We start from the raw sequence: 25,022 nt of genomic DNA, 5'->3' as shown, positions 1-25,022 counted from the left end.
CCGTCTCGTTGACTGCCTCCCGCCATCAGCGACTCTCAACCGCCTAGACGGAAGCCTGGCGCTGCACCGGCTGGGCGCTCGGGTGCATGTGCACCTGCGGCTGCTGCTCGGCCGCCGGGCGCACGCCGGACAGCGCCGCCAGCACCTTGTCGCGCGGGCCGTCCAGCACGACCTTGCCGTTGTCCATCACCACGACGCGGCTGACCAGCTCCAGCACCGCCGGCCGGTGCGTCACCGCCACCAGCGTGACACCCTCCGAGGCCTGCTTGAGCTGGCGCAGGAAGCTGGTCTCGGACTGCGCGTCCATGGAGCTGGTGGGCTCATCCATCAGCAGGATCTTGGGTTTGTTGACCAGCGCCCGCGCCAGCGCCACCAGCTGCCGCTGGCCACCGGACAGCAAGGCGCCCATCTCGCCCACCTGCAGGTCCCAGCCCTGGGGGTGGGCAGCCACCAGCCGGTCCAGCCCGGTCAGCTTGGCGACTTCCACCAGGCGCGCCGCGTCCACGTCGCCGCGGCCCATCAGCACGTTGTCACGCAGCGAGCCGTGGAACAGCCGCGGCTCCTGCGACACAAAGCCCACATGGGCGCGGTACTCGGCCGGGTCGACCTGGCGCAGGTCGATGCCCTCCACCTCCACCAGGCCCTCGGTGGGCTGGTACAGCCCCGCCAGCAGGCGCAGCACCGTGGACTTGCCACTGCCGATGCGACCCAGGATGGCGATGCGCTCACCGGCCTCGATGCGCAGCGACACGCTGTTCAACACCTTGGGCGCGATCTGGCCGGGGGCCGGCGGCGGGTAGCTGAAGCCCACGTCGTTCAGCCCGACGCGGCCCGTCACCTGGGTCAGCGGCACATAGGCCTGGCCGGCCTGGCGCTCGGTGGGCGTGCTCATCAGCGCGTCCAGGCTCTGCATGGCGGCGCGTGCGCCCTGGTAGCGCGTCACCAGCCCCACCAGCGCACCCAGTGGCGCCAGCGCGCGCATGGTGAACATGATGGAGCCGATCAGCGCGCCCTGGCTGAGCGCGCCGTCGCGGATCAGGTAGACGCCCACCAGCAACATCACCAGCGTGGTGACCTGGTGCATGGACTGCGTCAGGTGGTTGATGAGCCCGTGCATGCTGCGCATGCGGTGGCCGGAGTCGGCCGCCACGGCATTGCTGAGCTCGTAGCGATGCTGGAACTGCGGCGCCGCGCCCGAGGTCTTGACGTCCTCCAGCCCCTCCAGCGCCTCGACGAGGTTGCCCTGCAGCTCGGCATGCTCGGCCATGCCCACGCGCACCGAGCGCCGCACCAGCTGCTGCAGCACCAGGATCATGATCAGCATCAGCGGCACCGTCAGCGTGACCACCCAGCCCAGCGGGCCGCCCACGACGAACACCATGCCGATGAAGATGAAGATGAACGGCACATCGCTGATGACCGACATCGACGCCGACGCGAAGAAGTCGCGCACCGTCTCCACCTGGCCCATGTAGTGCGCACAGGAGCCGGCCGACGCCGGCCGGTGCTCCATGCGGATGGACAGGATGTGCTTGAACAGCCGCGAGCCGATGATGAGGTCGGCCTTGCGGCCGGCCAGGTCGATCAGGTCGGCCCGCAGGTGCTTGGCGAACAGGTCGAAGGCCACGCACAGCGCGCCGCCGATCACCAGCGTCCACAGCGTGGCCATGGCGTCGTGATGCGGGATGACCTTGTCGTAGATCACCGCCGTCACCATGCCCGTGCCCAGCATCAGCACATTGCTGAGGAAGGCCGCGAGCAAGGCGCCGCGGTAGTAGGGCATGAAGCGCTTGAGCGTGCCCCAGAGCCAGTGATCGGTGGCGTCGAGCTGGATCAGGTGCTGGTGGGCGCGGGCCTGCGAGCGCGGCTTCTCGGCCGGGCTGACCAGCAGGCAGAAGCCGCTGTACTCGCCTTCCAGCTCGCCCAGCGTGGCCTCGCAGGCCTTGGCATCGGCGCCAGGGAAAACGACCTCGAAGCGGTCCGCGCCCTCGGCGAGCTGGCGCACCAGCAGGCAGGCGTCGCCGCCCTTGAGCAGCAGCACGGCCGGCAACATCAGCCCGTTGATCTGCCCCAGCGGGCGGCGCTGCATGGCGGCCTCGTAGCCGGCCTCACGCATCAGCCGCACGGCCTGCTCGGGCGCCAGCGAGCCGTCCACCGCACCGTCAGCGCGCAGCGAAGCTGCCGAACGCGGCCGGCCATGGTGCTGAGTCAGCCAGACCAGCGCGTGCAGCAACGGGTCGCCCAGGTCAGCGGCGGCGCCCGGGGCGTCCTCGGCCTCGGGCCGGCGCGGCGGCGCGGGCGGCACTTCCGACAGATGCGCGTACGAACGCCCCGCCTCACCAGGCGGGTCGAAGAAGTCGTCGCGACGTTGCGGCACCTGGGCGTCTCCGGGTCAGCTCAGCGGCGCGCCAGCGCCAGTTGCTCGAACTGGTCTTCCATGTCGCGCACCAGCGCCGGCATGTCGAACAGCGGGGACGAACGGCCGTGCTCGGCCAAGTAGCGCTTGTAGGACTGCGCCCGCGCCGGCTGGCGGCCGATGGTGATGGCCATGCGTTCGTACTCGGCCAGCGAGTTCACCGCCAGCTCGGGCAGGCCCACGGCCGTCAGCAGGCTGCCGGCCATGCGCGAGATGTAGCTGCGGCCACTCAGGGAGAGGATGGGCGTGCCCATCCACAGGCAGTCGTTCGCGGTGGTGCCGGCATTGAACGGGAAGGTGTCCAGCACCAGGTCGGCCAGCTGGAAGCGGGCCAGGTAATCCGGCGGCGCCGCGCGCGGCGCGAAGAACAAGCGCTCGGCCGCCACGCCCATGCGCTCGGCCTGGGCCAGCATGTTCTGGCGGGCCTTGTCGTTGTCGGCCAGCAGCCACAGCAGCGAGCCCGGGACGGCGGCCAGGATGCGCATCCAGGCCTCGAACATGGGCTGCGTGTACTTGTGGTTGTTGTTGAACGAGCAGAACACGAAGCCCTCGTCCGGCAGCCCGACCTGGGCACGCGTGGGCGTGGGGCCCACCGGGCGCTGTCGGTCACTGGACTGGTAGCAGTGCTTCAGGTAGATCGGCCGCTCGGTGCAGTACGGTAGGTACTCGGGGGGCATCACGTAGCGATCCGCGATGATCCAGTCCACCCCCGGCAGCGCCGACGTGGCCGGCAGGCCCAGGTAGCCGACCTGCACCGGCGCCGGCCGGCGGGCCAGGATGTCGGGGCGGGCGCCGTTGGTCAGGCCCTGCAGGTCCACCAGCACGTCGATGCCGCAGGATGCGATCAGCTCAGCTGCCTGCTCATCGCTGCGCCCCTGCAGCGGGATCACATGGTCCATCGCGCGGCGGATGCGCGCTTGCTGGGCGCTGCCGTCGTCGCCACTCCAGCAGAAGGCGAACACCTCGAAGCGCGAGCGATCGTGCAGCTCGAAGATCTCCGGCGTCAGAAAACCCACGGCGTGCATGCGCAGGTCGCCGGAGAGATAGCCGATGCGCACCCGCCCCTCGCGCTTGACGCGGCTGTGCAGCGGTGGCGCGCTGATCTTGGCCACCTTCTCGTGGACGAAGCGCTGGGCCGTCATCAGCTGCAGCGCCGGGTCGTCGCTGTAGCTCAGCATGGCCAGCAGCGAGGTGTTGCACAGAAGCTGGTTGGTCGTGACCTCGCCCACCGGCTCGTAGACGGGCCAGGCGCACTGCTTCTGGCGGATGTGCACATAGTGCTGCAGCACATCGGGCTGATCGGCCTGCAGCGCCAGCGACCGGCGCATCAGGGCTTCCGCCTCGGGGAAGCGCCGCTCCTGCTCCAGCAGCCGGGCCATGTTCTTCAGCGCGTGCAGGCGCAGCCCGTGGGCCGAGGAGCCCATGAACTCGGCGGTCGTCGTGCTGTCGGCGGCTTCCTGCCAGGTCTGCAGCGCCTCGTCCTTGCGGCCCTGGTTCTCCAGCTGGTGGCCCAGGTTCACGCGGGCCTGCAGGAAGTCGGGCTTGATCGCCAGCGCCTCGCGGTAGACCTGCTCGGCGTCCTGGTGCCGGCCCAGCCCCGACCAGACGGTGCCGAGGTTGTAGAGCGCCGCCAGCCGCAGCGGGCTGTCGTCGTGGTCGACCCACGCACGGTACAGCTCGCCGGCCAGCTCGCCGTGGCCCTGGGCCTGCAGCTCGGCGGCGCGCGTCATCAGCGCCGGCAGCGCCAGGCGGCGTGCCTTCACGTCGTCCATCAGCTGCGCCCAATCGGCCTGAAGCGCCTGCGGGACGCTCAGGGTCAGCATGCTGGGACTGGCGATGTCCATGGTATGGATGGGTGGCAAGGGCTCGTGCGGACGCGACACACCGGCGGCGGGATGCCCACCGGTGTCAGTTGGCCTCGATTCTGCGCCGTCAACGGCGTTCAGATCCGCTCAATTGGCGGGTCGCCTGCGCACTTTTCGCCGCCAGCTGCCGCCGCGGGAGACCCGCCAGCGCGCTCAGGCGCCCAGGTAGTCGCCCTTGCCCAGCGGCACGCCGGCATGGCGCAGCAGCGCATAGGTGGTTGTCGCGTGGAAATAGAAGTTGGGCAGCGCGAAATGGTTGAGGTAGCTGAGGCCGTCGAACTTCAGCGGCTCACCCACGCGACGCGGGATGCTGATCTCGCGCGCCTCGCTGCCGTCGAAGGCCGCCGCCGGCACCGAGCGCACGAAGTCACGCGTCTTGCGGATGCGTTCGGCCAGCTCGTCGAGCGTGGCCTCGGTGTCCTCGTAGCGCGGCAGCTCCACGCCGGCCAGCCGCGCCACGCAGCCCTTGGCGGCATCGCTGGCGATCTGGATCTGCTTGGGGAAGGGCAGCATGTCCGGCGCCAGACGCAGCGTCAGGTAGACGTCGGTCGAGAACTTCTTGGCCTCGGCGTGGGCGCGGGCGGCATCCAGCCAGGCCAGCATGTTGTCCAGCATGCGGGCGAACACCGGCGCGCTGGCGCCGTGCATGGAAATCTGGGTCATCGCGGGGTCTCCGTTCAACGATCGGTCGATGCTAGCGCTGCCGTCATGACACCGCGTAGCACGCGGCACAATGGCCCGAGCTATGAACGTCATCATCCTCGACGACTACCAGGACGCCGTGCGCAAGCTGCGCTGCGCGGCCAAGCTGGACCACCTCAACGCCAAGGTCTTCACGAACACCGTCAAGGGCATCGGCCAACTGTCGGTGCGGCTGCGCGACGCCGAGGTGCTGGTGCTGATCCGCGAGCGCACCGCCTTCCCGCGCCAGTTGCTGGAGAAGCTGCCACGGCTCAAGCTGATCTCGCAGACCGGCCGGGTCGGCAGCCACATCGACGTGGAAGCCTGCACGCGGCTGGGCATCGCAGTGGCCGAGGGCGGGGGCAACCCGGTGGCGCCGGCCGAGCTGACCTGGGCGCTCATCATGGCGGCCATGCGCCGGCTGCCACAGTACATCGGCAACCTCAAGCATGGCGCCTGGCAACAGGCCGGGCTCAAGGCCGCGTCCATGCCGCCCAACTTCGGCGTCGGCATGGTGCTGCGCGGCAAGACGCTGGGCGTCTGGGGCTATGGCAAGGTCGGCCAGCTGGTGGCCGGCTACGGCCGGGCCTTCGGCATGAACGTGGTGGTGTGGGGCAGCGAGAGCTCGCGGCTGCGCGCCGAGGCCGACGGCTACCGCGCCGCGCCCAGCCGCGAGGCGGTGTTCGCCGAGTCGGACGTGCTGTCCGTGCACCTGCGGCTGTGCGACGCCACGCGCGCCATCGTCACCACCGAGGACCTGAGCCGCATGAAGCCCACGGCGCTGTTCGTCAACACCTCGCGCGCCGAGCTGCTGACCGAGGGCGCGCTGGTGTCGGCGCTAAACCGCGGCCGGCCGGGCATGGCCGCCATCGACGTGTTCGAGACCGAGCCCATCCTGCAGGGCCACCCGCTGCTGCGGCTGGAGAACGCCGTCTGCACGCCGCACATCGGCTATGTGGAGCAGGACAGCTACGAGATGTACTTCGACGCGGCCTTCGACAACGTGCTGAACTTCATCAACGCCGCGCCCACGAACATCGTCAACCCCGAGGCGCTGAAAGTCCTGCGTTGAACCGCCCGACTTCGCCGGCCCATCTCTTCATCGCGTTCACGCGGCTGGCGCTGCAGGGCTTCGGCGGTGTGCTGGCGGTTGCCCAGCGGGAGCTGGTGGAGCGCCTGGGCTGGCTCAGCACCGAGGAGTTCGTGGAGACGCTGGCCATTGCGCAGGTGCTGCCCGGGCCCAACGTGGTGAACCTGTCCATGATGGTGGGCGACCGCTTCTTCGGCCTGCGCGGCGCGGTGGCAGCGCTGGCGGGCATGCTGGCCGTGCCGGGACTGCTCGTGCTGGGGCTGGCCGCTGGCTTCCAGCAGCTGGGCGCCCATCCGGTGGCGCTGGACGCGCTGCGCGGCATGGGGGCGGTGGCGGCCGGCCTCATCGTCGCCACCGGCATCAAGATGCTGCCGGCGCTCACGACCAGCCCGCTGGGCCGGCCGCTGGCCTTCACACTGGCCGCGCTGGCCTTCGTGCTGATCGCGCTGCTGCGCTGGCCGCTGGTGACCGTGCTGGCGCTGCTGGGTGGCGCGGGCATGGCGCTGGCCTGGTGGCGCCTGCCCCGCTGAGCGCGCCATGCTGACCGAGCTGTTCCTGCACTTCCTGACACTGTCGCTGCTGTCCATCGGCGGCGCCATCTCCACCGTGCCGGAGATGCACCGCTTCCTGGTCGACCGCACCGGCTGGCTGACCGAGGCCGGCTTCACCTCGTCGATCGCGCTGGCCCAGGCGGCGCCCGGTCCCAATGTGCTGTTCGTGGCGGTGCTGGGCTTCAACGTCGCCGGGTTGCAGGGGGCGGCCGCGGCCATGGCCGGCATCCTGCTGCCGTCCACCGTGCTGACGCTGGCCGCCACGCGCTGGATGCGCGCCAACCGCGGCCACCTGGCGCTGCGGGCGTTCTCGGCCGGGCTGATGCCGCTGACGCTGGGCCTGGTGTTCGCCACCGGCTGGCTGCTGGCCCTGCCCTTCGCGCGCGACGACAGCCACCGCTGGGGCGCGCTGGCGCTGATGGCCGCCACCATCAGCCTGACGCTGAAGACGCGCCTGGCGCTGGTGTGGCTGGTGCTGGGCGGCGGCGTGCTGGGGGCGCTGGGCTGGGTGTAAGCCTCAGCCGCGGCGGAAGGCCGCCGGCGGCCGACCCAGGCGGCGCACGAAAGCGCGGCGCATGCGCTCGGTATTGCCGAAGCCGCAGTCCAGCGCTACCCGCTGCACCGACGCCGCCCCGCCCTCCAGCGCCGCACGCGCGGCCTCCACGCGCAGCCGCTCCACCACCTCGGCCGGTGTCGCCCCCGTCTCGGCGCGGAAGCTGCGCGCGAAGTGACGCGGGCTCATGCAGGCGCGGGCCGCCAGCGCCTCCACGCCATGGTCTGGTCGCAGGTCGCGGCGCACCTCGTCCAGCAGCGCGGCGAAGCGGCCTTCCGGGCGCTGCAGCTCCAGCAGCGGCGAGAACTGCGACTGCCCGCCCGGCCGGCGCCGCTCCACCACCAGCTGGCGCGCCGCCTCGCGGGCCAGGTCCTCGCCGTGGTCGTGGGCCAGCAGCGCGAGGCACAGGTCGATGCCGGCGGTCATGCCGGCGCTGGTCCACACCTCTGGCAGGCGGCCGCGCACCGGAGGCTCGCGCACATAGATGCGATCGGGCTGCAACCGCACCGCCGGGTAGTCGGTCGCGAACTGCCGCTCGCGCGACCAATGCGTGGTGGCCGTGCGCTCGTCCAGCAGCCCGGCCGCCGCCAGCACCAGGCTGCCGCTGCAGATGCTGGCGATGCGCGCGCCCGAGCCGCCCGCGCGCTGCAGCCAGCGGATGAGCCGGGTGTCAGCACACGCGGCATCCACGCCGTCGCCGCCGATCACCATCACCAGGTCCGCACTGCCCAGCTGACGCGGCAGGCCCTGCACCGGCCAGGCCACACCGGCCGAGCTGTGCGCAGCCGGCGGCGCGCTCGCCACCAGCCGCCAGTCATAGCTGCCGGGCCGCGCGAGGCGAGCCACCTCGAACACGGCCATGGGGCCGGCCAGGTCCAGCTGCTGAAAGCCGGGGAACAGCACGAAGGTGATGCGACAAGCCATGCCGCATCTTGGCAGAAAAGGTGGGAACTGCGTCATGGCGGCCATGCAAGCAGCGCCGCACACTGCCGGCCTGGCGATCACGTTGGCGCAAGGAGGCCGCCCCACGATGCACATCGGCATATTGGTTTTCGACGACATGGAGCTGCTGGACATGGCCGGCCCCTACGAGGTGTTCACCACCGCCGCGCGGGTGCATGGCCGCAGCCAGCCGGCCGGCACCGCCCCGCTGTTCACGGTCAGCACCGTGGCGCGCGACGCCGCGCCGGTGCGGGCTCGCGCCGGACTGCGCGTGCAGCCCGACCATGGGCTGCACGACCATCCGCCACTGCACGCCGCCATCGTGCCCGGCGGCGTGGTCGATGCCGAGTTGCAGCAGCCGCAGACGCTGGCCTGGATCGCCGCGCAGCGGCGGTCGGCGCCCGTACTGGCGTCGGTCTGCACTGGCGCACTGATGCTGGCCCAGGCCGGCGTGCTGGACGGCCTGGCCGCCACCACGCACTGGGAAGACCTCGCAGCGCTGCAGGCACTGCGCCCGGCCGTGCAGGTGCGGGCTGGCGTGCGCTGGGTGGACGAAGGCGCGGTGCTCACGTCGGCGGGCATCACCGCGGGCATCGACATGTGCCTGCACCTGGTGCGGCGCCTGCACGGCCACGAACTGGCCGCGCTCACTGCGCGGCAGATGGACCACGACTGGAAGGACACCCCATGAGCGACCCCGGACAAGACCTGATCACCATCACGCAACGGCCGCCCACCGTCTTTGCCGACGGGCACGGCGCCTGGCTGATCGACGAGGGCGGCAAGCGCTACCTCGACCTCATCCAGGGCTGGGCCGTCAACAGCCTGGGCCACAGCCCGGCGCTGATCACCCAGGCGCTGCTGGCCCAGTCGCAGCGGCTGTTGAACCCCAGCCCGGCGTACTACAACCGCCCGCTGCTGGACCTGGCCGGGCGGCTGGTCGCGATCAGCTGCTTCGACCGCGTGTTCCTGGCCAGTTCGGGCGCGGAGGCCAACGAGGGTGCGGTGAAGCTGGCACGCCGCTGGGGCAGCCGCCGGCGCAGCGGCGCGCACGAGATCGTCGGCTTCGAGCAGGCCTTCCATGGCCGCACGCTGGCCATGATGAGCGCGTCGGGCAAGCCGGGCTGGGGCGATATCTACGCGCCCATGCCGGCGGGCTTTGCGAAGGCACGACTGAACGACATCGCGTCGGTGGAGCGCGCGCTGACGCCGCGCACGGCGGCCGTCATGATCGAGCTGGTGCAGGGCGAGGCCGGCGTTGTCGTCGCTGACCCGGGCTTCGTGCGCGAGTTGCGCGCGCTGACCGCCGAGCGCGGCGTGCTGCTGATCGCCGACGAGGTGCAGACCGGCATCGGCCGCTGCGGCCACGCCTTTGCGTACGAGCACTACGGCATCGAACCCGACGTGATGACGCTGGCCAAGGGCCTGGGCGGCGGCGTGCCGCTGGCGGCACTGCTGTGCAAGGAAGAATTCAACTGCTTCGAGCCCGGCGACCAGGGCGGCACCTTCGCCGGCAACCCGCTGATGGCCGCCGTGGGCCTGGCCGTTGTCAACGCCGTGTGCCGCCCCGAGTTCCTGGCCGGCGTGCGGGCGCGCGCCGAGCAGCTGTCAGCGGGCCTGAAGTCGCTGGCGCGGGAGTTCGGTCTGATCGGTGAACGCGGCCTGGGCCTGCTGCGGGCGCTGGTGCTGCCTGCGGACGTGGCCCCCGCGGTCGTCGCCGCCGCCCAGGCGCTGGAACCCGTCGGCCTGCTGCTCAACGCGCCCCGCCCTCACCTCATCCGGCTGATGCCGGCGCTGAATGTCAGCGAAGCCGAGCTGGCGGACGGGCTGGCGCTGCTGCGCCAGGCACTCAAAGACGTGCTGCGCTGACCGCATTTGCGGGCCAAGCGCCGGGCCGCCCCAAGCCGGCCCGCCTGGGGCGATGTGCGAGCGGGGCACGCCCCGCGAGCATCGCCGCCCCCTCGGGGGGCTGATCAGCCTCGCCCGCGTTCAGCGGCGCGAGGCTGAGCGGGGGGCCTCATGTCGTGCCAAAAATCTTGTCCCCGGCGTCGCCCAAGCCCGGAATGATGTAGCCGACGTCGTTGAGGTGGCTGTCAATGGCGGCCGTCCAGCAGCGCACATCGGGGTGGGCTTCCTGCAGCGCCTTCACGCCCTCGGGCGCGGCCACCAGCACCAGCGCGCGCACATCCTTGCAGCCGCGCGCCTTCAGCAGGTCGACGGTGGCGATCATGCTGCCGGCCGTGGCCAGCATGGGGTCGATGATGAGCGCCGTGCGGGCTTCCAGGCTGCCGACGAACTTGTCGAAGTAGTTGACCGGCTTCAGCGTCTCGTGGTCGCGCGCCAGGCCGACGACGGACACCTTGGCGTTGGGCAGGATGTCCAGCACGCCGTCCAGCATCCCCAGGCCCGCGCGCAGGATGGGCACCACGGTGACCTTCTTGCCGGCGATCTGGTCGCACTCGGCCGGGCCGCTCCAGCAGTTGATCGTGACCTTCTCGGTCGGGAAGTCCGCCGTGGCCTCGTAAGCCAGCAGCCGTGCGATCTCGCCCGTCAGCTCGCGGAACTTCTTCGTCGAGATGTCCGCCTCGCGCATCAAGCCGATCTTGTGCTTGACGAGCGGGTGCTTGACTTCGATGACGGCCATGGCGGGAACTCCCAGTTTTTCTAAACAGTCAGAATTATCGACTGCCCGACGCAGTCCGCTGGCGCAGCACCTCGTACAGGCACACGCCCGACGCCACCGACACGTTCAGGCTCTCGACGGCGCCGGCCATCGGGATGCGCACCAGCTCGTCGCAGGTCTTGGCCGTCAGCTGCCGCATGCCCTCGCCTTCGGCGCCCAGCACGAAGGCAATGGGGCGCTTCAGGTCGAGGTCATAGATCGAGCGCTCGGCCTGGTCCGACGTGCCGACGACCCAGATGTCGCGTTCCTTCAGCTCATTCAAGGTGCGTGCCAGGTTGGTGACCATCAGGTAGGGCACCGTCTCGGCCGCACCGCTGGCCACCTTGGCCACCGTAGCGTTCAGGCCCACGGCGCGGTCCTTGGGCGCGACGACGGCATGCGCCCCGGCGCCATCGGCCACGCGCAGGCAGGCACCGAGGTTGTGCGGGTCGGTCACGCCGTCGAGCACCAGCACCAGCGGCGGGTCTTCCACGGCGTCCAGCACGTCGTCCAGCGAATGCGGCTGCGCGATGGCCGCCACGCGGGCGACGACGCCCTGGTGGCGCGGGCTGCCGGCCAGCTGGCTGAGCCGCTCGTCGCTGCTCTCCACCAGCTTCGCGCCGGCCTCCTTGGCACGCTCGATGAAGGCGCGCATGCGCTGATCACGCCGCGCGGGGTCGAAGTGGACCTCGGCAACGGAACCCGGCTGGGTCTTGAGGCGGACGGTGACGGCGTGAAAGCCGAACAGGACGGACTTGGGCGAACTCATGCCCGTATTGTCAGCGGCCCGCCTGCTTGCGCAGGTTTTCCATGATGTTGACCATCGAGTCGGTCCAAAAGCGCGCTTTGTTCTTCGCCAGATGGTCCAGCAGCGCATCGTGCGCCTCGCGCGTCACGCTCAGGTGCTCGGCGCCCACGCCGTGGAACAGCAGCGACACCATCGCGCCCTGCGCCGCCGCCTTCTCGACCAGGGCGATCAACTGCTCGCCCGTCCAGCCTTCGACGAAGTAGGCCGGCATCGCATAAGGGTCCAGCTGCGCGGTATCGGTCGTCAGCGCGGGCGGCGCGGCGCGGAAGGCGACGAAGTGCGGCTGCAGCGCCTTGGCGAAGTCCTGCCCGCCGGCCGTCAGGTCGAAGCACGGCGGCGTGAACGTGCGGCGCGTGCGGCCGTCCAGCGACTGCAGCCAGGTGTTGGCCGCGATGACCTGCTCCTGCACCTGCGCCGCCGTCTGGCGCTCCAGGTCGCGGTGCGGCTGCACCCAGGTGCGGCCGGGCCCATTGGCCGAACAGCTGTGGAACAGGCTGTGGTTGCCCAGCTCGTGCCCGGCCGCCGCGGCGGCCTTCCACTCGTGCTGGCGCGCGGGCAACGTGGGCCCGTTGATGGGGATGTAGAAGCTGGCGCGCAGGCCGCGCTGGTTCAGCGCCGGGATGACGTGATCCAGCTGGCTGTCCAGCGCGTCGTCATAGCCCAGGCTGACGGCCGCTTTCGCGCCGCCGGGCCAGGTGAAGGGCGCCGCACTGGCGGCAGCGGACAGCAGCAGGCCCAGGGCGGCCGCAAGCAGCTTGTTCTTCATGATGGACAGGTCTCCTCAACGCAGGAACTGGACGGCCAGCAACAGCCCGATCAGCACGGGCTGGTGGACCATGTAGAAGCTCAGCGACCAGCGCCCCAGCACGGCCAGCGGGCGCGGCGCAGCGCCCGCCCACAGCCCCGGCCAGCGGCGCGTCACGACGAAGCCCAGCAGCATCACGCCCAGCCACGGCAGCACGGGCACGTAGTCCTCGGTGATGGGCTTGCGCGTCACCAGCCCCACCCAGTTCGTCCAGCGGGTATCGAACCAGCGCTGCGCCACCAGCTGCGGCGCTGCCAGGGCCAGCAGCGCGACGCCCAGCAGCACGCCATCCGGCAAGCGCGCCAGGCCCAGCCGCAGCAGCACCAGCATCACCGCCATGCCGTGCAGCACGCCAAAGCTGATCCAGCTGTTCGGGAACATGACCCACGAACCGGCCGACACCAGCAGCGCGCAGCCCGCCACCTGGCCCCAGCGCCGCCAGAAGCGCGCCGCGCCCTGCCCCGCGGCCACGGCCAGCGCCTGGCCGCCGCCCGCGCAGAACAGGAACAGGCTGACGATGGCGGTGCGCTGCCAGGTCCAGACGGGGTCGCGGTAGAAATCCTGGCGAATCCAGCCGAAGTGGTTCAGGTCGAAGCCGAAGTGGAACGCCGCCATCCACACGATGGCAGCGCCGCGCAGGGCGTCGAGGCGGTCGGAACGGGAGGCAGTCAAGTCGAGGTCGGCCGGCAGCAAGGGCTCAGCGGGAGGGCACGGAGGCCGCATTCTGGGCCCGCTGCTGTTGCTGCTGCTGGCGCTGCGCCGCGCGCTCCTCGGCCAGGCGACGGCGCGCGATGCGGTCGCCCTCCACCGGGTCGGCCGCGCTGTGCATGGCCTCGGCGCGCTCGCGGGCGGCCAGGCGCACGCGGTCGCTGAACTGCGTCTGCGCGGCCTGCGCCTCGCGGCTGATGTCCCAGTCGGCGTCGCGGTAGCGGCCCTGCCCCGCGCGGCACTGGCGGGCGCGGCGCAGCTCGTCCTGCAGGAACTGGCGCTCGGGCTCGCCCAGCGTGGTGGAACCCGCGCGCGTCTCCATGCCGCGCAGTTCGCCGTCACCCGGGCAGGCATTGCCCGGCGTGGGCGCGGCGGCCGGCGCGGACGCCGCGCCCCGGCCCATGGCCGCGTCCACCAGCTCCGGCTTGATCGCGTCCACCACATTGGGCCGCAGGCTGCGCTCGGCCACCGGCTTGCCGGCCTGCGGGCAGGGCTTGTCACTGAAGTTGACCTTGCCATCCACCTCGCAGCGCCACACCTGCTGGGCCGACGCCGCCGACATCGCCAGACCCAGCCCCAGCCCCCATAACGCTCGCCTCATGTGCAACCCTTCCTGTGCCACCACAATGCGCGGCATCGACACCGCCACGGCTTGCGCCATGTTCCTGCGTCTGCTCGCACTCTCGCTCATCGTATGGCTCGCCGCCGGCGCTGCCGAGGCCCAGAACAAGGCCGCCCAGCCCCGGCCGGTGAGCGCCCGCGGCGCGCTGGACGCCGAGGAGATGAACAACATCGGTGTGTTCAAACGCGTAAGCCCGTCGGTGGTGCACATCACAACGCTACAAGTGCAGAGAGATTTCTTCTCGTTACGCACCAGCGAGCAGCCCAGCGGCACCGGCACCGGTTTTGTGTGGGATGCCGACGGCCACATCGTCACCAACTTCCACGTCATCCAGGGCGGCGACCGCGCCACCGTCACGCTGCACGACCAGAGCAGCTACCCGGCCAAGTTGGTGGGCGCCTTCCCCGACCGTGACATCGCCGTGCTGCGCATCGAAGCGCCTGCGACCAAGCTGCCGGCGATTGCGGTCGGCGCCAGCCGCGACCTGCAGGTGGGCCAGAAGGTCTACGCCATCGGCAACCCCTTCGGCCTGGACCAGACGCTGACCACCGGCATCGTCTCGGCGCTGAACCGCGAGATCGAGTCCGTCACGCGGCGCACGATCAAGGGCGCCATCCAGACCGACGCGGCCATCAACCCCGGCAACTCCGGCGGCCCGCTGCTGGACTCCGCTGGCCGGCTCATCGGCGTCAACACCTCCATCTACAGCCCCAGCGGCGCCAGCGCGGGCATCGGCTTCGCCATCCCGGTGGACGAGGTCAACCGCATCGTGCCGCGCCTGATCCGCGATGGGCGCTTCATCCGCCCCGCGCTGGGCGTGACCGCCGGGCCGGAGAACCTCTCTCGTGCGCTGGGGGCGCCCAAGGGCGTGCTGCTGGTGGACGTGGGCAACGGCAGCCCGGCCGCCGCCGCTGGCCTCAAGGCCTTCGGCCGCGACCGCAGCGGCCGCATCGTGCAGGGCGACGTGATCACCGCGGTGGACGGCCAGGCCGTGGCCGACCTGGACGACATGCTGTCGCTGCTGGAGACGCGGCAGATCGGCGAGCGGGTGACGCTGACGGTGTGGCGCAGCGGGCAGTCGCGAAAAGTGGTGGCGACCTTGGGGAGTTCGGATTGAGCTCGACCCGCCTGCCGCGACTTGTCGGCACCGTCGGCGCGGTGCTGACGGCCGGCTGGCTGCTGGCGGAAACCATCTGGTTCTACGGCTTCACGCGCTTCTACTTTCCGGGCACATCGGCCCTTCCGTTGGCCGCACAGGCGAGTGCCATCGCCGTGTTGTGGGCCTACTGCCTCGCGCTCGCCATCACACGCCGGTGGCAACCCTGGCGCCGCCGAGCCTGACAGCCGGCCGCGTCGGCTGGCGACTTACAGTAACGCCCCCGCCCGACACGCCTTGTGCACCGGGCCCACCCACCCGACGACACAGGACTCCCCATGGGCGCGCAATGGAAAGCCAAACACAAAGACATCGCGGCCAATGCCAAGGGCAAGCTGTTTGGCAAGCTGGCCAAGGACATCATGCTGGCAGCGCGCGGCGGCGCTGACCCCAAGGACAACGCCAAGCTGCGCATGGCCGTGGAAGCGGCGCGCAAGGTGTCCATGCCCAAGGACACGCTGGACCGCGCCATCAAGAAGGGCGCCGGCCTCACCGGCGAGACCGTGAACTTCGAGCAGGTCATCTACGAAGGCTTTGCGCCGCACCGCGTGCCGGTGATGGTGGAGGTGCTGACGGACAACACCAACCGCGCCGCGTCGGACATGCGCGTGCTGTTCCGCAAGGGCCAGCAAGGCACGCCGGGCTCGGTGAGCTGGGACTTCGATCATGTCGGCCTCATCGAGGCCGAGCCCGCCGCGGCCGGCGCGGATGCCGACGCGGCCGCCATCGAGGCCGGCGCGCAAGACTTGCTGCCGGCCGACGAAGACGGCGTCACCGTCTTCCTGACCGACCCGACCGACCTGGATCTGGTCAGCCGGGCGCTGCCGGCGCAAGGCTTCACGGTGCTGAGCGCCAAGCTGGGCTACCGACCCAAGAACCCGGTGGCCGCCAGCAGCCTGACGGCGGAACAGCTGGAAGAGGTGGAGAGCTTCCTGGCCGCGATGGACGACAACGACGACGTGCAGCACGTCTACGCCGGCCTGGCCGGCTGAACCTGTCAGTAGGTCTTGTAGGGCAGGAACTTGCCGCTCATGACGATGCTGACGCGGTCACCCATCGCGTTGGGCTCGCGCTGCAGGTCCATCTTGAAGTCGATGGCGCTCATGATGCCGTCGCCGAACTCTTCATGGATCAGTTCCTTGAAGGTCGTGCCGTAGACGCTGATCAACTCGTAGAAGCGGTAGATCAGCGGGTCGGTGGGCACGCTGGTCGGCAGGCTGCCCTTGTAGGGCACGACCTTGAGCCACTGCGCCTCGGCTTCGGTCAGGTCGAAGGTCTTGGCCAGCTTGGCGGCCTGCTCGTCGTTGAAGGTCATCTGGCCCAGGCAGCCGGCGGTGACCCACTCCTTGCTGAGGCCGATGTCGGCGGCCACGTCGGCCCACTTGATGCCTTTGGCGACCTTGGTGGCAATGATTTTTTCGGTGACGGCGAGGCGGCTCATGCGTGGCTCCTGAGTGAGGTGGGGACGGATTCGAGAGGAATGACTTCAGCGACCGGCGCCAGGCCTGGCCGCACTTCGGGCGGGTGTTCGGGTGCCTTGCCATGGGACAGCGTGGCGCTGCGCTCCACCAGGAAGTCGACGAGGTGGTTGCGGATGCGGTAGTACTGTGGGTCGTGGTGCAGCGTGGCGCGCTGGCGGTCACGACTCATCGTGTTGACGACGATCTCCGCGACGCGCGCCTGCGGGCCGTTGGCCATCAGCAGGATGCGGTCGGCCAGCAGGATCGCCTCGTCCACGTCGTGCGTGATCATGAAGACGGTCTGGCGCGTGGCGGCGCAGATCTTCAGCAGCTCGTCCTGGATGGTGCCGCGCGTCAGCGCATCCAGCGCGCCAAAGGGCTCGTCCAGCAGCAGCATGCGCGGCTCGATGGCGAAGGCCCGCGCGATGCCCACGCGCTGCTTCATGCCGCCGGAGAGCTGGCTGGGCTTTTTGTCGAGAGCTGGCGTCAGGCCGACGAGCGCGACGTACTTCTGCACCTGCGCATCGACCTCGGCACGGCTCCAGCCCGGCCACTTGCTGCGCACCGCGAACGCGATGTTCTGGCGCACCGTCAGCCACGGCATCAACGCGTGCCCCTGGAACACGACGCCACGCTCCAGGCCCGGCGCGTTCACCTCGCGGTTGGCCATGAAGACGTGGCCGCCGCTGGCCTGCTCCAGCCCGGCCAGCACGTTGAGGATGGTCGTCTTGCCGCAGCCGCTGTGGCCGATGATGCAGACGAACTCACCCTCGGTCAGCGTGAAGTTGACGCCGTCGAAGACGGTCGCGTCGCCATAGCGCTTGGCCAGGCCTTGGACTTGGACGAGTTCAGTCGGCATAGGTCACCGCTTTCTGGGCACGAGCGAAAAGGAGATCCAGCCCCATGCCCACGAGGCCAATGACGAGGATGGCCAACAGCACGTTGGGCAGGCTCAAGTTGTTCCACTCGTTCCAGACGAAGTAGCCGATGCCTGTGCCGCCGACCAACATCTCGGCGGCCACGATGACCAGCCAGGCGATGCCCATGCTGATGCGCATGCCCGTCAGGATGGTGGGCGCCGCCGCCGGCAGGATGACCTCGAAGGCGCGGCGCAGTGGGCTAACCTCCAGTGTGCGCGCCACGTCCAGCCACTCGCGCCGCACGCCGGCCACGCCGAAGGCGGTGTTGATCAGCATGGGCCACAGGCTGCAGATGAAGATGACAAAGATGCCGCTCGCAGCCGAGTCCTTGATCGTGTAGAGCGCCAGCGGCATCCACGCCAGCGGCGAGATGGGCTTCAGGACCTGGATGAACGGGTCCAGCGCGCGGTGGATCAGCGGGCTCATGCCGATGACGAAGCCCAGCGGAATGGCCACCAGCGCGGCCAGCAGATATCCCAGCCCCACGCGGCCCAGCGAGTAGGCCAGCTGCAGACCGATGCCCTTGTCATTGGGGCCGCGGTCGTAGAAGGGTTCGGACAGGTGGCGCACCGCGACGCTGCCCATCTGCGCCAGCGTCGGGAAGCCGCTCTTGGCAGCCACCGGCGTGGCGTCGATGGGCTTGCCCATCAGCTTGGCGTACTCGATCTGCTCGGGCGTCATGGCTGCTGGCGCGGCAGCCTGTGTGCCGCCCAGCGTGGCGAGATGCCACAGGCCCAGCAGGCAGCCCAGCAGTAGCAGCGACAGCAGGCCAGCGCGGAAGGTCAGAGACTTCTGCACGTCAAGCTCGCTTGATGGCGAAGCTGTTGACGTAGGCATCAGCCTTGGCCGCGTCGAACTCCTTGCCCATGACCTTGAACTTCGCGTAGCCGCCGGTCTTGTCCTCCGGCACCGCCATGTCCAGCGCCTTCATCTGCTTGCGCGCGTCGGTCAGCAGGAACACCTTCTCGGCGATCTGCTTGTAGTTCACATCGCCCTTCAGATAGCCCCAGCGCTTCATCTGCGTGAGCATCCACACGGCCATGCTCTGCCAGGGCATGGGGTCGAAGTCCGCGCGGTCGGGCACTACCTTCACGTTGCCCAGGCCATCGGCGAACTTGCCGGTCAGCACCTGGGCGATGACGGTCTCGGGCTGGTTCAGATAGGCCTGCGGCGCGATGACCTTGGCGATCAGCTCGCGGTTCTTGGCCTGGCGCGCCATCGCCGCGGCCGTCAGCACCGCGCGGTACAGCGCGATGAAGGTGTTGGGGTTCTTCTGGATGAACTCGGCGCTGGTGCCGAAGGCGCAGCACGGATGTCCGTCCCACAGCTCCTTGGTGAGCAGGTGGATGAAGCCCACCTCCTCGAACACCGCGCGCTGGTTGAACGGGTCCGGGCCCAGGAAACCGTCGATGTTGCCGGCCCGCAGATTGGCCACCATCTCGGGCGGCGGCACCACGCGGATCTGGATGTCGCGGTCCGGGTCCAGCCCCGCTTCCGCCACGTAGTAGCGCAGCAGGAAGTTGTGCATCGAATACTCGAAGGGCACCGCGAACTTGAAGCCCTTCCAGCTCGCGGGGTCGCGCTTGTCCTTGTGCTTCACGCTGAGCGTGATGGCCTGGCCGTTGGTGTTCTGGATGGTGGCCACATTCATAGCCGTGGCCGGCGCGCCGAGGCCCAGGCTGATGGCCAGCGGCATCGGCGACAGGAAGTGCGTGGCGTCGTACTCCTTGTTCAGCATCTTGTCGCGGATCAGCGCCCAGCCCGCCGTCTTCACGACCTCCACATTCAGCCCCTGCTTGCTGTAGAAGCCCAGCGGGTGCGCCATGATCAGCGGCGTCGCGCAGGTGATGGGGATGAAGCCGATCTTCAGGTCCTTCTTCTCCAGCGCACCGGTCGTGCCCTGCGCCATCGCCTGCAGGCTGGCGACGGGCAGCACGCTGGAGATGGCCGCCATCGCCGTGTTGCGGCCCACGGCCTTCAGGAAGCGGCGGCGCAGCGCGTCCTGCGGGAACAGCGCCTTCACGAGCGACGCCTCGACGAAGCTGGCCGACTCGGCCTCGAAGTCGGCGGTTTCGCTGCGGGTGCGCAGTTCGGCGGCGGCATGGTCAGCCGCGCTGGCGTGCTGGCCGCAGGCGCAACGCATCAGCAGTGGGCGGTCGGCGTCGTAGGGATCGTGGGTCATCGAGTGCTCCTCAGGATGGGAACGACTCTAGGAACCCACACGCCGTCGCGGAATCGTGGGGGGCGGCGAGTTTTTGTAGGGGTGGAACTACGAGGGAAAACCTGGAGGTTCAGCGGCGGGGAGAAGCGGGGCGAGCGCCAGCGCCCCTGGCATCATCAGCCGCCAACGGCAAGCAAAACGCACGGCGGAGAACTTGTAAGTGCGCGTCGCATTTGCTGGAAATTTTGTGTTGTATAGAACAGCGGAGCTGTGGGAGATTTTCTGTGCCGACTCAAGCGCTTGCCAAACGTGCTGGCCGCCGCTCTAGGGCGCAGGCAGGCTGTCTAAAGCAGCGGTTGATGTCGCCCTAGAACACATTAGGTGCCTTAAATGCCTGCAAAGCGCAAAGTAGCGAGCCCATCCGCCGGAACCAACGCGCGAAAGCTGCCCGAGTGGATCACTGACCACTTCAAGGAGTCACTGAACTCGCACGAACTACTCATGCAGATCACTGATATCAGCGCCCGAGGAATCAGCGTGCTTCGCGGAATGCCGAAGATCGTCAAAGTGCTGGCTGATGTGGAAGGCAATTCCGATCACCCAGATTCTGTGAAGAAGTTGGAGCGTGCCCAGAAGGAATCGGAACTCGCAGGCACAGAGGTAGAAAAGGACTTTCCCGTGTTGCACGGACTTGCTGTCGTCGCTCTTTGGAGCTGGATGGAACACTTCGTGAAAGGATTCGTCGCGCTTTGGCTCACCCATCGACGCGATGCACTGGATGTACCGGCTGTCCAAAAACTGCGCGTCAGACTTGGCGAGTACCTGCTGCTTCAGAAGGCGGAGCAAGCGCAGTTCCTGGTGGAATTGCTAGAACAAGAACTCGCAAGTCCTCTCAAGCGTGGAGCCACGCGGTTTGAGTCTTTGTTGCAACCGTTCGGGTTGTCGTTCCAGTTGCCCGACGGCTGTGGCCAAACTCTCTTTGAGTTACAGCAGATCAGAAACGCGATAGCCCATCGCAGCGGCCGCGCTGACAGGCGACTCCGTTCAGACTGCCCATGGTTAAAACTGAAGATCAATCAGCCGGTGCTGGTCAGCCGCAAGATGCTTCATGCCTACTCCGGGGCAGCAGGAGAGTTTCTTCTGTCTTTGCTCTACCGAGTCGGAGACGTCTATAGCGTTGACCTTCGTCCTACCGAGCGAGAGGCCGCTAACTCCTCCACCGAGCCCAGCCCGTAGGTTGGGGTGAGCATGGCGAACCCCAACGGCGCCCCGACGCACAAATTGGTGTCCCCATCACCGCCCCAAACCAAGAAGCAAATACACGAACAGGCGGTCAGCCCGTAGGTTAGGGTGAGCAAGGCGAACCCCAACACCCTCACACCTGCCCCGATCGTTGGGGTTCAGTTCCTTAACCCCAACCTACCCCGAATCACAGCCGGCGCGAGCAGTTGTAGGCTGGAACCGCGCGCTCGTCAGAACCCAGCCGGTTCTGCAGAATCCTGGCGAGGCACGACATGTCCCCAGCCAAGCACCTGACCACCTACAACCCCGATGCATCACCCGATGTAGCAAGCTGGCTGGCACTGCCCGAGGCGCAACGCCTCCACGCGGTCACTCACTTCCACAGCGTGCACAAGGAGCGGGCTGGTGGCCAAAAGGCCCATGCGGCCCTGCACGTAATCGTGGAGAACCAGATCGCCACCGGCTTCGGTCCGACCGTGCAGGCCATGCAGCGACTGCAGGCCCAGGGGCTGCGGCGCCACGAGGCGATTCATGCGGTGGGGTCGGTGCTGGCAGAGCACATGCACCGCGCCCTGACCGCAACTGCGGCGACTGACCCATCGGCACTTCAATCAGCCATCAATCGAGACATCAGCGCGCTGAGCGCAGCCTCTTGGCGTGCAGACTACGGCGAGCGTTGAAAGTCGATCGGGGCCGAGGGCCGCCCCGCTGCATCACTGGGCAAGCGCTGCAAGACCTGGCACCGCTGGTCGAGAAGCTGCCGGGGCTGGCCGAAGTCGTCGGGCAGGAGGCCAGGCGCTACGTCGAGACTTTCCGCAGGTAGCAGGCTGGTGGGCCTCGCTCACCTCAAGGCCGGCCGCGCCCGTTGACGAGGGGTTCGCCCAGGTCGCCAGGCTTGAACGGCACGCGCATCGGGTCCATGGGCCGGATGGCCCCGTCCGCCGTGAACTCCATCCTCGCAAGCACCGTCTGCCGCTGGAAGCCGCCGCCCTCCGGCAGCGCGTGGCGGTGATAGGCCACGTACCAGCGGTCGGTACCCGGCACGTTGACGACGCTGTGGTGAGCCGTTCCCACGGCGCTGCCGTTCCTCTGCAGCACGATGAAGCCGTCCTGCGGCGACGTCACCGGCCCGAGCGGCGAATCGGCCGTGCCCCAGCCCACGCGGTAGTTGGGGCTGCGGGCGTCGTCGATGGACCACATGAAGTAGTACTTGCCCGCGCGCTTGAACACGACGGCGCCTTCACGGTGCTCCTTCAACGCGATGGTCTGCACCGGGCCGTCCAGCGTCAGCATGTCGGGCTTGAGCTTGACGACGTTGCCCAGCTTGCCGTTGCCGAAATAGAGGTAGGCCTGGCCATCGTCATCGATGAAGGGGTAAGGGTCGATGGTGTTGGTTTGCACACCCATGCCCTTGGCGAGCAGGGGCTTGCCCAGCGCATCGACGAAGGGGCCCAGCGGCGACTTAGCGGTCGCAACGCCGATGTTGCCCTGGGCGCAGAAGTACATGAAGTAGGTGCCGTTGCGCTCAATGACATCCGGCGCCCAGGCCTCGATGCGAGCCCATTTCAGGTCGTTGGCGACGTCCAGCACCTTGCCTTCGTTCTTCCAGTCGACCAGGTTCTTGGAGGACCACACCGAGAAGTCCGTCGTCTGCCAGTTGGGTTTGTCCGAGGTCGGATAGATGTAGTAGGTGTCGCCAAACACGCGGATGGCCGGGTCGGCGGTGTAGCCGTCCAGTGCGGCCGGGGGCGCAGGCACGGGCGCTGCCGGCTGGCCTGAGGGCTGCGCACTCTCCAGGTCCTTGGCCAGCCATGCAGGCACGGCCAGCACCGTGCCGTGGCGCTGGCCCTTGGCCACGGCGAGGCCCTCGGACACATCGGTCCAGGTCTGCCAGTCGGTGGTCTCGAAGGCGCCGTAGCGGGCGTCGGCGTAATGGTCGACATACAGCCGCACCTTGTCGCCTGCAACAGCCAGCGTCGGGCCCTCGACTCGCTTGCCGGCCACCAGCGGCTCGGGCATCAGGCGGTAAGGCCCGAGGGCGGCATCCGCCACCGCCCAACGAATGGCGCCCCAGGCCTTGGCCTTCTGGCGGTCACCCTCCTTGAACACCGCGATGTAGCGCTTGCCGCTGCGCAGCAAGGTGGTGTCGATGTGGTCGAAGCCGGGGTCGATCAGCACCTGGGGGGCGCTGAAGGTATCGAAGTTCTTGGTCGTGACGAAGTAGGTGCGGTTGTTCATCCGCTCCGTGGACTTGGTCTCCTTGAACCGCCCATCGATGTCTGACGACCAGGTGATGACGTACTGTTGCCCGGCCTCGTCGAAAAAGGTTTCAGGCGCCCAGGCGTTGTTGGTGCCCGGCACCTTCTCAAGCAGGGGCAGGTACTGCTGCCGGGACCAGTTCACCAGGTCGCTGGACGACGCGTAGCCGATGCCCTTGTCCTTCCAGCCGGTCGTCCAGACCATGCGGAAGATGCCATCCGGCCCACGCAGGATGTGGGGGTCGCGCATCAGGCCGCTGCCGACCGAGGGCTTCACGAAGACCTTGCCCAGGTCCTTCCAGCTGCGGCCGTCCTCGCTGGTCGACAGGTGCAGCCCGTCGCCATTGCCCTGGAACGAGGTGAACACCCAGGTGTTGATCGGCCACTTGGTCTGCGCTGCAGCCATGGTGGCGGACGCGGCGAGCAGCACAGCCGCACAGAACTTCAATCGGAGCGAGGCAATGGGCATGGCGGCACTTTCAGGGGGCGCCCGGCAGAGGCGGCCACCCTCTTGATCGTCGGACTGCGCGGCGGCAAGCGTCTTCACGAACGCCAGGCGCAGCGGGTGGCTGCGCCTGGCTGCAGGTCGTCAGGCCTTGGTGATCTGCACCTGAACCTCACCGCAGCCCGCGAATACATGCCGCGACTGCTGGCCGATGCGGATGTCGTGCACGCCGGTGATCATGCCGGTGGAGATCACGTCGCCGGCCTTCAGCACCGTGCCCTGCTGAGCCCGCTTGTTCAGCGTGAAGGCCAGCGCGCCCAGCGGGCCGGCCTTGATGTTGACCTTGCCGGTGCCGACCGAGGCGCCGTCGATGAAGGTCTCGACGTCGATCGTTTCCAGCGCTTGCCAATTGGCGATCTCGGCGCCGACAACGACGCCCCAGTTGTTGCCGAAGTCGGAGATCACCGCGCCCGGGCCGATGTCGTTCAGCGTCGCCAGCGGGCTGCTGGCGACTTCCACGCCGATGTGCATGGACTTGACGAAGGGCCGCACGGTGTCGGCCGTCCAGTCGGCCTTGCCGGCGGGCTGGTCCTCGGCGACGACGATGACGACCTCGGCCTCCACGGCCGCAAAGCCACCCTCGAACACCGGGCAGGTGGCGGTGCCAGCGGCCTCGACAAAGTGGACGTTGGGCGCGAAGGCCGGGCCGATCAGGCGTTCTTCAGGAAACTGGGCGGCAAAGGCCGGGTTCACACGGGCCACCTTCCAGCCCTTGACCGCGTCGGGCCAGTGGGCGATGGCGGCGGCCTGGATGGCGTAGGCCTCGGCCAGCGTGGCGGGCGGCGTGCCGGGGTAGGCGTCCAGGGAACGGCCGGCGGCGCGGGCAGTGGTGAAGGCTTCGGCGATGGCTTGGGTGGCGCTCATGGGGTTCTTTCTGTGCGCCGGCCGGCGCGGTGGTTCATGCGGCCGGCAATGTACCGCGCCAAAACGGAACGCGGTTTTACTTTCAAGCAAGCGACGCTAGACCGCCTGCTCCCGACGCACCGCAAACAGCGCCAGCTCCACGTCGTTGCGCACGCCGAGCTTCTCCAGCACGCGGGCCCGGTAGGTGGACACGGTGTTGGGCGACAACACCAACTGCTCGGCGATTTCACCCACGCTGCGGCCGGCAGCCAGCAGTTGGAAGACCTGGTGCTCGCGGTGCGACAGCGTCTCGTGCAGCGGCTGATCGTGCTGCGGCGTGCGCCCGCCCGCGCCAATGGCACCGGCCAGCTGCTCAGCCACGCTGGGCGTGATGAACAGCTTGCCGCGTGCCACGCTGCGCACGGCGTCGATCATCTGCTCGCTGTCGGCGCTCTTGTTCAGGTAGCCGGCGGCGCCCAGCTTGAGGCTGCGCACGGCGTACTGGCGGTCCGGGTAGGTGGAGAGCATCAGCACCGGCAGCCGGGGGAACTCGGACTTCAGCGCCTTCAGGATGTCCAGCCCGTCGCGCTGCGGCATCGCGATGTCCAGCAGCACGACGTCCGGCGGCGCCGCCCTCACCTGCTGGATGGCCTCGGGCCCGTTGGCGGCCTCGCCGACCACACGGATGTCCTCAGCCTCGGCCAGCACCTGCTTGATGCCCTGGCGGACGATGAGGTGGTCGTCGCAGATCAGCACGCGGATCATGCGTTCCCC

General features: G+C 68.8%; 26 protein-coding genes. 10 read left to right on the top strand and 16 right to left on the bottom strand.

Annotated elements, in window-relative coordinates; all coding sequences use genetic code 11:
- Positions 1-43 precede the first annotated feature (43 nt).
- The 3 genes from NYO99_RS20630 to NYO99_RS20620 form a co-directional block, all read right to left on the bottom strand.
- Positions 44-2,377: a type I secretion system permease/ATPase gene (locus NYO99_RS20630; protein ID WP_268169184.1), complete on the bottom strand. Its 2,334-nt coding sequence runs from the start codon at positions 2,375-2,377 to the stop codon at positions 44-46.
- Positions 2,378-2,397: 20 nt separating this feature from the next.
- Positions 2,398-4,260 carry an O-linked N-acetylglucosamine transferase, SPINDLY family protein gene (locus tag NYO99_RS20625; RefSeq protein ID WP_268169183.1) on the bottom strand — a complete coding sequence of 621 codons (1,863 nt, stop codon included), beginning with the start codon at positions 4,258-4,260 and terminating at the stop codon, positions 2,398-2,400.
- A gap of 174 nt (positions 4,261-4,434) precedes the next feature.
- Positions 4,435-4,944, bottom strand: coding sequence for a DUF1993 domain-containing protein (locus tag NYO99_RS20620; RefSeq protein WP_268169182.1), 510 nt, complete (start codon positions 4,942-4,944; stop codon positions 4,435-4,437).
- 82 nt (positions 4,945-5,026) lie between these two features.
- Between NYO99_RS20620 and NYO99_RS20615 the strand changes: the two genes are divergently transcribed.
- Genes NYO99_RS20615 through NYO99_RS20605 form a run of 3 tightly spaced genes read left to right on the top strand, consistent with a single transcriptional unit; the run spans position 5,027 to position 7,117 of the window.
- A complete protein-coding gene (locus NYO99_RS20615) occupies positions 5,027-6,034 on the top strand; it encodes a D-2-hydroxyacid dehydrogenase family protein (RefSeq protein ID WP_268169181.1) in 1,008 nt (335 codons plus the stop codon).
- Positions 6,031-6,582, top strand: a complete 552-nt coding sequence (locus NYO99_RS20610; RefSeq protein ID WP_268169180.1) for a chromate transporter — start codon at positions 6,031-6,033, stop codon at positions 6,580-6,582. The genes NYO99_RS20615 and NYO99_RS20610 overlap by 4 nt, the downstream gene beginning before the upstream one ends.
- A gap of 7 nt (positions 6,583-6,589) precedes the next feature.
- Positions 6,590-7,117 (top strand): chromate transporter, encoded by a 528-nt coding sequence (locus NYO99_RS20605; RefSeq protein WP_268169179.1) that lies wholly within the window; start codon positions 6,590-6,592, stop codon positions 7,115-7,117.
- 3 nt (positions 7,118-7,120) lie between these two features.
- Here the strand turns inward: NYO99_RS20605 and NYO99_RS20600 are convergent, their stop codons facing one another.
- Positions 7,121-8,080: a GlxA family transcriptional regulator gene (locus tag NYO99_RS20600; protein ID WP_268169178.1), complete on the bottom strand. Its 960-nt coding sequence runs from the start codon at positions 8,078-8,080 to the stop codon at positions 7,121-7,123.
- 106 nt (positions 8,081-8,186) lie between these two features.
- Between NYO99_RS20600 and NYO99_RS20595 the strand changes: the two genes are divergently transcribed.
- On the top strand, positions 8,187-8,789 hold the full coding sequence (locus tag NYO99_RS20595; protein ID WP_268169177.1) for a DJ-1/PfpI family protein: 603 nt from the start codon (positions 8,187-8,189) through the stop codon (positions 8,787-8,789).
- The gene (locus NYO99_RS20590) at positions 8,786-9,967 is read left to right on the top strand and encodes an acetylornithine transaminase (RefSeq protein WP_268169176.1); all 1,182 of its coding nucleotides are present in this window, start codon (positions 8,786-8,788) and stop codon (positions 9,965-9,967) included. Before NYO99_RS20595 ends, NYO99_RS20590 begins: the two co-directional genes overlap by 4 nt.
- A gap of 148 nt (positions 9,968-10,115) precedes the next feature.
- Here the strand turns inward: NYO99_RS20590 and upp are convergent, their stop codons facing one another.
- The 5 genes from upp to NYO99_RS20565 form a co-directional block, all read right to left on the bottom strand.
- On the bottom strand, positions 10,116-10,742 hold the full coding sequence (gene upp / locus NYO99_RS20585) for a uracil phosphoribosyltransferase (protein WP_268169175.1): 627 nt from the start codon (positions 10,740-10,742) through the stop codon (positions 10,116-10,118).
- Positions 10,743-10,776: 34 nt separating this feature from the next.
- The gene (gene rlmB, locus NYO99_RS20580) at positions 10,777-11,529 is read right to left on the bottom strand and encodes a 23S rRNA (guanosine(2251)-2'-O)-methyltransferase RlmB (protein ID WP_268169174.1); all 753 of its coding nucleotides are present in this window, start codon (positions 11,527-11,529) and stop codon (positions 10,777-10,779) included.
- Positions 11,530-11,539: 10 nt separating this feature from the next.
- Complete coding sequence (locus NYO99_RS20575; protein ID WP_268169173.1) at positions 11,540-12,334, bottom strand: polysaccharide deacetylase family protein; 795 nt, start codon at positions 12,332-12,334, stop codon at positions 11,540-11,542.
- A gap of 15 nt (positions 12,335-12,349) precedes the next feature.
- Complete coding sequence (locus NYO99_RS20570; RefSeq protein ID WP_422395525.1) at positions 12,350-12,988, bottom strand: acetyltransferase domain-containing protein; 639 nt, start codon at positions 12,986-12,988, stop codon at positions 12,350-12,352.
- 82 nt (positions 12,989-13,070) lie between these two features.
- Positions 13,071-13,682: a hypothetical protein gene (locus NYO99_RS20565; protein ID WP_268169171.1), complete on the bottom strand. Its 612-nt coding sequence runs from the start codon at positions 13,680-13,682 to the stop codon at positions 13,071-13,073.
- 58 nt (positions 13,683-13,740) lie between these two features.
- On the opposite strand from NYO99_RS20565, the gene NYO99_RS20560 reads away from it, so the two are divergent.
- The 3 genes from NYO99_RS20560 (at position 13,741) to NYO99_RS20550 (ending at position 15,851) form a co-directional block, all read left to right on the top strand.
- Positions 13,741-14,820: a S1C family serine protease gene (locus tag NYO99_RS20560; RefSeq protein WP_268169170.1), complete on the top strand. Its 1,080-nt coding sequence runs from the start codon at positions 13,741-13,743 to the stop codon at positions 14,818-14,820.
- Positions 14,817-15,044 carry a hypothetical protein gene (locus tag NYO99_RS20555; RefSeq protein WP_268169169.1) on the top strand — a complete coding sequence of 76 codons (228 nt, stop codon included), beginning with the start codon at positions 14,817-14,819 and terminating at the stop codon, positions 15,042-15,044. Before NYO99_RS20560 ends, NYO99_RS20555 begins: the two co-directional genes overlap by 4 nt.
- A gap of 93 nt (positions 15,045-15,137) precedes the next feature.
- Positions 15,138-15,851, top strand: coding sequence for a YebC/PmpR family DNA-binding transcriptional regulator (locus NYO99_RS20550; RefSeq protein ID WP_268169168.1), 714 nt, complete (start codon positions 15,138-15,140; stop codon positions 15,849-15,851).
- Between the two features lie 5 nt (positions 15,852-15,856).
- Here NYO99_RS20550 and cynS read toward each other — a convergent pair whose 3' ends face one another.
- From cynS to NYO99_RS20530, 4 genes are read right to left on the bottom strand one after another with little or no spacing between them, the layout of a single operon-like run.
- Positions 15,857-16,300 carry a cyanase gene (gene cynS / locus NYO99_RS20545; protein ID WP_268169167.1) on the bottom strand — a complete coding sequence of 148 codons (444 nt, stop codon included), beginning with the start codon at positions 16,298-16,300 and terminating at the stop codon, positions 15,857-15,859.
- Positions 16,297-17,178: an ABC transporter ATP-binding protein gene (locus NYO99_RS20540; protein WP_268169166.1), complete on the bottom strand. Its 882-nt coding sequence runs from the start codon at positions 17,176-17,178 to the stop codon at positions 16,297-16,299. The genes cynS and NYO99_RS20540 overlap by 4 nt, the downstream gene beginning before the upstream one ends.
- Entirely contained in the window at positions 17,168-18,076 is a 909-nt protein-coding gene (ntrB, locus tag NYO99_RS20535; RefSeq protein ID WP_268169165.1) for a nitrate ABC transporter permease, read from the bottom strand. The genes NYO99_RS20540 and ntrB overlap by 11 nt, the downstream gene beginning before the upstream one ends.
- Positions 18,039-19,421, bottom strand: a complete 1,383-nt coding sequence (locus tag NYO99_RS20530; RefSeq protein ID WP_268169164.1) for a CmpA/NrtA family ABC transporter substrate-binding protein — start codon at positions 19,419-19,421, stop codon at positions 18,039-18,041. The genes ntrB and NYO99_RS20530 overlap by 38 nt, the downstream gene beginning before the upstream one ends.
- Before the next feature lie 369 nt (positions 19,422-19,790).
- Between NYO99_RS20530 and NYO99_RS20525 the strand changes: the two genes are divergently transcribed.
- Both NYO99_RS20525 and NYO99_RS20520 read left to right on the top strand, forming a co-directional pair.
- Positions 19,791-20,636, top strand: a complete 846-nt coding sequence (locus NYO99_RS20525; RefSeq protein ID WP_268169163.1) for a hypothetical protein — start codon at positions 19,791-19,793, stop codon at positions 20,634-20,636.
- A 278-nt stretch (positions 20,637-20,914) separates the two neighbouring features.
- Positions 20,915-21,322, top strand: a complete 408-nt coding sequence (locus NYO99_RS20520) for a hypothetical protein (RefSeq protein WP_268169162.1) — start codon at positions 20,915-20,917, stop codon at positions 21,320-21,322.
- A gap of 166 nt (positions 21,323-21,488) precedes the next feature.
- Here the strand turns inward: NYO99_RS20520 and NYO99_RS20515 are convergent, their stop codons facing one another.
- From NYO99_RS20515 to NYO99_RS20505, 3 genes are all read right to left on the bottom strand, one after another.
- Positions 21,489-23,369 carry a glycoside hydrolase family 43 protein gene (locus NYO99_RS20515; protein ID WP_268169161.1) on the bottom strand — a complete coding sequence of 627 codons (1,881 nt, stop codon included), beginning with the start codon at positions 23,367-23,369 and terminating at the stop codon, positions 21,489-21,491.
- Between the two features lie 120 nt (positions 23,370-23,489).
- Positions 23,490-24,269, bottom strand: coding sequence for a hypothetical protein (locus NYO99_RS20510; protein ID WP_268169160.1), 780 nt, complete (start codon positions 24,267-24,269; stop codon positions 23,490-23,492).
- Between the two features lie 96 nt (positions 24,270-24,365).
- On the bottom strand, positions 24,366-25,013 hold the full coding sequence (locus NYO99_RS20505) for a response regulator (protein ID WP_268169159.1): 648 nt from the start codon (positions 25,011-25,013) through the stop codon (positions 24,366-24,368).
- Positions 25,014-25,022 lie beyond the last annotated feature (9 nt).

Source organism: Roseateles hydrophilus (genome assembly GCF_026712245.1).
Taxonomy (GTDB): Bacteria; Pseudomonadota; Gammaproteobacteria; order Burkholderiales; family Burkholderiaceae_C; genus Pelomonas; species Pelomonas hydrophilus.
The sequence above is the reverse complement of the archived record's forward strand: the minus strand, read 5'-3'. Positions and strand labels throughout refer to the sequence as shown.